Genomic DNA, 6,950 nt, shown 5'->3' on the forward strand with positions numbered 1-6,950 from the left:
ACTTTCTTGAATTCCTATTATTCTATCAGCTTTTATACCAAACTTATCGTTCTTCTTTATATGAATCTAATTTTTTAAATCCATTTATTGCATATCTTCCTTGCTTTGCATTTATGCAACGGCCTTACGGAAATAATACATATAAAATGTTAAATGCCACACCTAATGAGATAACTAACATTTCTATTATATTTAACCTTATTTTTGGGAGAATTATATCATTTTGCTCTTTATCAAAATATATTTTTCTAATAACATTTATATAATACACAGCACCTATAACTGTGGCAATAAATGCTATAATAGCTAAGTAATAAGCTTTTGATTTTATTAATATAATGAATATATAAAATTTAGCCCAAAATCCTACCAAAGGCGGTATACCTGCCATTGAAAATAATATAACAGCTAACGAAAAACAGACGAAGGCATTGTTTTTATACATACCTTTTAATTCTTCTAATTTATAATAAAAATTCGCTTTGCGATTTAGAAATACAATCAAAGCAAAAAACGTTAAAATTTGAATCATATAAGTTATCGCATAAAAAATCGTATACTCTAAGTAGCTTTTGTTACAGGAAACTACGCTCATCAAAATAAAACCCATATTACCAATTGCACTATATGCAATCAGTCTTTTAATATTAACTTGTACTAAGGCAATAATATTTCCAAACAAGATGGATAAAATTGAAATAATAATTAATATTTGCTGTAATTGTTCTTTAATAATAATCAGTGGTTCAAATACTAATCTCAAAAATATAACTAGTGCAGCAAATTTAGCTGAAGAAGCAAGTAGCGCAGTTATCGAGCTTGGTGAGCCTTCATAAACATCAGGAGTCCAGTTATGAAAGGGAAATAATGAAAGCTTAAACATTACGGTAATTACAAGCAAAATAAAACCTGTTAATAGCACTAAGTTTTGGCTGTCAAAACAAAAATTAGTGCAATAATTTGTGAGGTATATAAAACTTATTTCATCAAAATTAATTGTTCCAGCATTACCGTAAATTAGAGATGCACCAAATAAAAATATTCCAGAACTTATAGCACCTAGAATAAAATATTTTAAGCTTGCTTCAATCGACTTACCATCATTTTTATTTGTTGCAATAAGTACGTATATAGCCAGACTAAATAGCTCCAACCCCAGATAAAAAGACAACAAACTATTACTACTAACAAAAATACACATTCCAAGCGTTGCCAGTGCAATGATTATTGGTATCTCAAAAGATGCTAATTTATTAGTTGATTTATAGCCAAAGTAATGAAAGATAATCAAGATTACACAATTACAAAGCAATATAACTACCTTACTAAATTGAGTAAACTCAGATATAATTATTGAGTTATTAAATAGTAAATGCTGCCCTTGTCCTATACTTAAAATTTGATAAACACTAATAATAAAAGTTAAAATGACTAAATTACATGTGGTGCCAACAGAATTTTTTTTGATAAACACTCCTGTTAGCGTTGTTACAAAAATTCCAAATAATATTATTATCTCGGGTGAAATGTAATATGTGTTAGTTAATAAATTCTTTAATATCATCTCATAATCCATTTTTTAATTTTATAGATTCAGATAAATTCATTGAGTGAACTAGATTAACTGAATTTCTAAATGAATAATCATTGATGATTTTTGGGTAAATTCCTATAAAAATCACCATTATAGCAATTATAGTTAATATGATTCGGTCAGGCATCTTTATATCCTGTACTATCATTAATAATTTTCTCTCATCTCCAAAAATTATTCTAATGTACAGCCATAGCATATATGAAGCACCCAATACCATCCCCAATGCTAACATAATACCATATATAGCCTTCACCTCAAAAGCAGCCAATAAAATTAAAAATTCACCAACGAAACCAGATGTAATTGGCAAACCTATGGAAGCCATCACAAATACAGTAAATAGTAAAGAAAATTTAGGTGCCCTCTTAGCTAGCCCCTTATATAATTGAATTTCTTTAGTGTGCGCCTGCTCATATAAAATTCCTACACATAAAAAAAGTGCACTAGAAACCAAGCCATGACTTATCATTTGAAAAACTGCACCCTGAATCCCTATTTGATTAAAAGTAAAAATACCAGCAACCACATACCCCATATGTGCAACAGACGAATATGCTATCATCTTTTTCATATTAGTTTGCATTAATGCTACAATCGATGTGTATATAACTGCAATTATACCTAACCACCATACATATTCAGAAAAATATATTGATGCGTCAGGAAACATAGGTAAATTAAATCTAAGCAATCCATAACCTCCAACCTTTAATAATACACCTGCTAAGATTACAGAACCACTTGTTGGGGCTTCCACATGAGCATCTGGTAACCACGTATGAAATGGCCATAATGGAATTTTTATTGCAAAAGAAATGAAAAAGGCTAGCCATAATAATTTTTGTATTTCAAGTGGATAATTTTGCAGGTATTTAGCCAATTCTGATATATCAGTAGTAGGTTCATTAATAAATATATAAGAAATTGCCAATAACATTAAAATTGAACCAAAGAGAGTATAGATAAAAAATTTAATTGAAGCATACACTCTATTTTTACCGCCCCATACACCTATAATCAGATACATTGGTATTAAAAATGCCTCAAAAAATACATAAAATAAAATTAAATCTCTAGCGGAAAAAACACCAATCACGCATGATTCTAATATTAAAAAAAGTGAAATAAATAGAGCTTTATTTTCTTTTATAGGCCTTAAACCCACAAATATGCATATAGGGATGAGAAAAATTGTAAGTAAAATAAAATATAGGGAAAAAGAATCAATTCCTAATGAGTAATACACATTCCATTTTTCAAACCATATAAATTTTTCTTCAAATTGGAAATTGGGATTTTTTGGATCAAAATTTGACCACATAAAAATTCCAAGTACGAATTGAATAGCTGAAACTAAAACATAAACAGTATTATTTAATTTTTTATTATAGGTATTAGCTAAACACACTAAAATTGCACCTAGTAACGGTAAAAATATCAAATACGTTAAAATTGACATACTATACATTAACCAAATATAACAAAACAAATTATCGTTAATATACCAATAAACATAACAAACGAATAATGATATATCACTCCTGTTTGTAGGCGACGTGAGACCCGAGAAAAATTATACACAAACCTAGCTATACTATTTGGTATACCATCAATAATACTATTATCGACAATTTTCCAAAATAAATTGCTAATTTTTTTGATACTTATAACAAATAAAAAATTATAAATTTCATCAAAATAATATTTATTTAGCAAAATCCTATAAATTAATTTGAGCCTATCAGATATATAATTTGGTAAATTTTTATTATTTAAATAAAGTAAATAGGCCACCATAATACCTAAGCCTCCAATAATTAATGGCATGTATTTTATGAGTACAGGCAAAATATGAACCTCACTCTCATGCCTCATTGCAATAGCTACTGCACCACTCCAGAAACTGCTGGAAGCACTTGCCATTTTTAATACATATTCACCAATATAACCACTAAATATTGCCCCCATTGCTAAAACAATCATTGGAATCATCATTGAAATTGGTGCCTCATGAATATTTTCAATAATCTTTTTTTCCAGTTTAGATTCTTTATGAAAGACCAAGATTATAAGTCGCCAAGAATACAAAGCCGTTAAAAAAGCGGCAATTATTCCAATTAAAAATGCAAAATCTCCCAATTTTGTTTGAGCTAAATATGCATTTTCTAATATTAAGTCTTTAGAAAAATACCCAGCAAATGGATATATTCCAGCCAGTGCTAATGAACCTATCCACATTAAAATGTATGAACGTGGTAATAATTTATATAACCCACCCATCTTCCTTATATCTTGCTCATTGTTTATTGCATGAATAACACTCCCTGCCCCTAAAAACAACAGAGCTTTAAAAAATGCATGTGTCATCAAATGAAACATTGCTACTGAATATGCGGAAACTCCACAAGCAAAAAACATATAACCTAATTGACTACAAGTAGAATAAGCTATTATTTTTTTAATATCATTTTGCACAATCGCAATTGATGCTGCAAATAAACAGGTCAAAGCACCTACAACTGTTATTATATTTAATGCCATTTGTGAATGCTCAAACATAAAGGAGCACCTAACCAATAAGAACACTCCAGCCGTAACCATTGTTGCTGCATGAATCAGTGCTGACACTGGCGTTGGACCTTCCATAGCATCTGGTAACCATGTGTGTAGCCCTAATTGCGCAGATTTCCCCATACAACCTATAAACATCAATACACAAATAGTGTCAATCATAGAAAATTCTATGCCAAATAAAGAGAAATAGCTATCATAAACCTTGTCTAAATTTGTAAATATTTGTTGATACTCAATAGTTTTAAAAGTTATCGCTATTAAAATTATAGATAAAGCTAGTCCTATGTCACCAACTCTATTAACTAAAAAAGCTTTGATTGCAGCATTAGCGGCACTTTGTTTTTCAAACCAAAATCCTATTAATAAAAACGAACTTAATCCAACACCTTCCCATCCTACAAAAAGTTGTAACAAATTGTCTGACGTTACCAAAATTAGCATGAAAAACGTAAATAGAGATAAGTATGCCATAAATCTCTGCCTGTGCATATCATGCGACATATATCCCACTGAATATATATGAACCAATAAAGATACTAAATTAACCACCAACAACATAACTGCCGTAACGGAATCAATATAAATAGACCATGATGCCTGAAAAAATGATACATCCACCCATTTCATTAGTTTTATATGAATTATGTTATGATTGAGTGCGACATAATTAAATATCACGACAGAAAAAACTGCAGAGACTAAAATTGAAGTGATGGTTATAATTTGGGACATCTCCACGATTAAAGTACGTGTGCCCAAGCCAACAACAACAGAAGCTACTATGGGTAAAAACAGTGTATATATTGCTAAATGCTCAATAGTAAACATGCTATGCCCTACCCTCTTAGCTCTTTAGTTTCGTCTATGCTAATATTCTTTTTATTTCTAAAAAACAAAATTAATATTGCAAGACCTATAGATGCTTCAGCTGCAGCTATAGTCAATATAAATATCACAAAAATCTGCCCTGTAATATCTTGTAGCATTTTAGAAAAAGCCACGAAATTTAAATTTACAGAGAGTAACATAATTTCTATTGAAAATAAAATATTGATAATACTTTTTTTATTAATCATTATTCCGCATATACCTATCAAAAACAATATAGAAGTAAAGATCAAAAAATGATTAATTAAGACATCACCTATTAATATCATATTTTTATCCCAGACCTTGATTTAACGTCCATTAAATCCAACGATTCTTCCTTACTTCTCATTATTTGGTGAGTAATATTTTGCTTTTTAACTATTCTATCTGATTTTCTATGTACTAGCGTTATTGAGCCAATCATAGCTAAGAATAGTATTACTCCTGCAATTTGAAATTCTAGTATGTATTCAGTATATAATCTAGTTCCAATATATTGCAGCGAATTATCAAATAGTGCTATATCTCTATTGTTTAAAAGAGTAATAGCGTCAAAATTTACCTCTGATTTGTATAGTGCATAAATAATGACAGCTAAAAATGCTACTGATGATAGTACCACATAAGGAGTAATTTTGTTGGATGATTTCTTTAAATCATCATTACTGATATCAAGCATCATAATTACAAAAAGAAACAATATTACTACAGCCCCTACATATACAATAATTGTTGTCATTGCAATGTATTCAGCTTCTAACATCACCATCAAAATTGCAGAACAAAAAAAAGTTGCTATTAAAAACAATACAGAATGAATCGGATTTTTTGAAAAAATAACTATTAATGATGTGAACAATACTAGCATCATTAAAAAATATACTAAAAATGAAATCATTATAAATATTTCGTAAATTACGTATTCAAAGTTACATGTTCAATTTACAGGATTATACCATAAAAAATCAAGTTATTTCATTTGACTTAGTTTTATTTAATTAATAGGGTTGAGATACGATGGGATAACTTAAATGATATATGCCTGAAATAATAATCAATAATAGCGCCTGGATTAAATTCGGTAAAAAAGAAGGTGGTGCAAGGCCTTCTGGTAATTTTGGTGGCGTTTATACATCTGGAAACAAGACAGCATTAGTTAAGCAAGACAACTATGCCCAAGATATAGCTGAATTTTTAGGCGCCAGAATACATAATGCTACTGTTCCTAATCACTCTCCTGAACTGTTATTAGCAAGAATTCCTGAATCGGATAAAGGAGTTGAAAAAGTAGACTCTGATATCTACCTAGTTTCAGTTTTTTTTGATAATTATAAAGATTTATATAAAGATATTTATGCTAATGAAGGAAAGGTACCACCAAAAGATAGACCTAGAGTTGTAGGCTCTATTGGTAGTGGAAAAAGCGCCTTTAGGAAAGGGTTGAAATATAATGGATACACTGGTTTTCCAGAAGTGATGGTTACTTCATTATTAATTGGAGATTTTGATGTTCACTGGGGAAATATAGGTGTAGTGAGAAAACCAAATCAAGATCCAAAATTGGTGCGCATAGATTTTGGAGCTGCATTTAATTCTCTAAGAGGAGAAATAGCTCCGCACTCAATATCACAGCATTTACCAGGATTTGGCCCAACAAATCATTTTAGAGAATTCCCGAGGGAAATGAAACTAAACGATAACTTTATCAAAGAACTTGAAAGAGTAGCTAAGATTGATGTAAGTCAGACAATAGATAATGCTTTTGAAGAGCTTGAATCATTTTAAAGACCATTGCATAATAGGCAGAAAGAAACATATATGATAGAATGAAAAGATAAGTACATACGAAAGAGGAGGCAAAATGTCATTTTTAGTAAGAGAAGCAGAAGAACGTATAGAGAAGAGTAAG

Annotated in this window: 6 protein-coding genes; 1 reads left to right on the top strand and 5 read right to left on the bottom strand. The window is 29.9% G+C overall.

Annotation, left to right across the window (positions count from 1 at the left end; all coding sequences use genetic code 11):
- Positions 1-124: 124 nt before the first annotated feature.
- Genes L8D11_RS02640 through L8D11_RS02660 form a run of 5 tightly spaced genes read right to left on the bottom strand, consistent with a single transcriptional unit; the run spans position 125 to position 5,939 of the window.
- The gene (locus L8D11_RS02640) at positions 125-1,564 is read right to left on the bottom strand and encodes an NADH-quinone oxidoreductase subunit N (protein WP_236870128.1); all 1,440 of its coding nucleotides are present in this window, start codon (positions 1,562-1,564) and stop codon (positions 125-127) included.
- 1 nt (position 1,565) lies between these two features.
- Complete coding sequence (locus L8D11_RS02645; protein WP_236870129.1) at positions 1,566-3,056, bottom strand: NADH-quinone oxidoreductase subunit M; 1,491 nt, start codon at positions 3,054-3,056, stop codon at positions 1,566-1,568.
- Positions 3,057-3,064: 8 nt separating this feature from the next.
- Complete coding sequence (gene nuoL / locus L8D11_RS02650) at positions 3,065-4,999, bottom strand: NADH-quinone oxidoreductase subunit L (protein ID WP_236870130.1); 1,935 nt, start codon at positions 4,997-4,999, stop codon at positions 3,065-3,067.
- Positions 5,000-5,007: 8 nt separating this feature from the next.
- Positions 5,008-5,328, bottom strand: a complete 321-nt coding sequence (gene nuoK / locus L8D11_RS02655) for an NADH-quinone oxidoreductase subunit NuoK (protein WP_236870131.1) — start codon at positions 5,326-5,328, stop codon at positions 5,008-5,010.
- Positions 5,325-5,939: an NADH-quinone oxidoreductase subunit J gene (locus tag L8D11_RS02660; protein ID WP_236870132.1), complete on the bottom strand. Its 615-nt coding sequence runs from the start codon at positions 5,937-5,939 to the stop codon at positions 5,325-5,327. Before L8D11_RS02660 ends, nuoK begins: the two co-directional genes overlap by 4 nt.
- A gap of 140 nt (positions 5,940-6,079) precedes the next feature.
- On the opposite strand from L8D11_RS02660, the gene L8D11_RS02665 reads away from it, so the two are divergent.
- Positions 6,080-6,826: a hypothetical protein gene (locus L8D11_RS02665; RefSeq protein WP_236870133.1), complete on the top strand. Its 747-nt coding sequence runs from the start codon at positions 6,080-6,082 to the stop codon at positions 6,824-6,826.
- The last annotated feature ends 124 nt before the right edge of the window (positions 6,827-6,950 follow it).

The organism is Candidatus Bandiella numerosa, assembly GCF_021811875.1.
GTDB lineage: Bacteria > Pseudomonadota > Alphaproteobacteria > Rickettsiales > Midichloriaceae > Aquirickettsia > Aquirickettsia numerosa_A.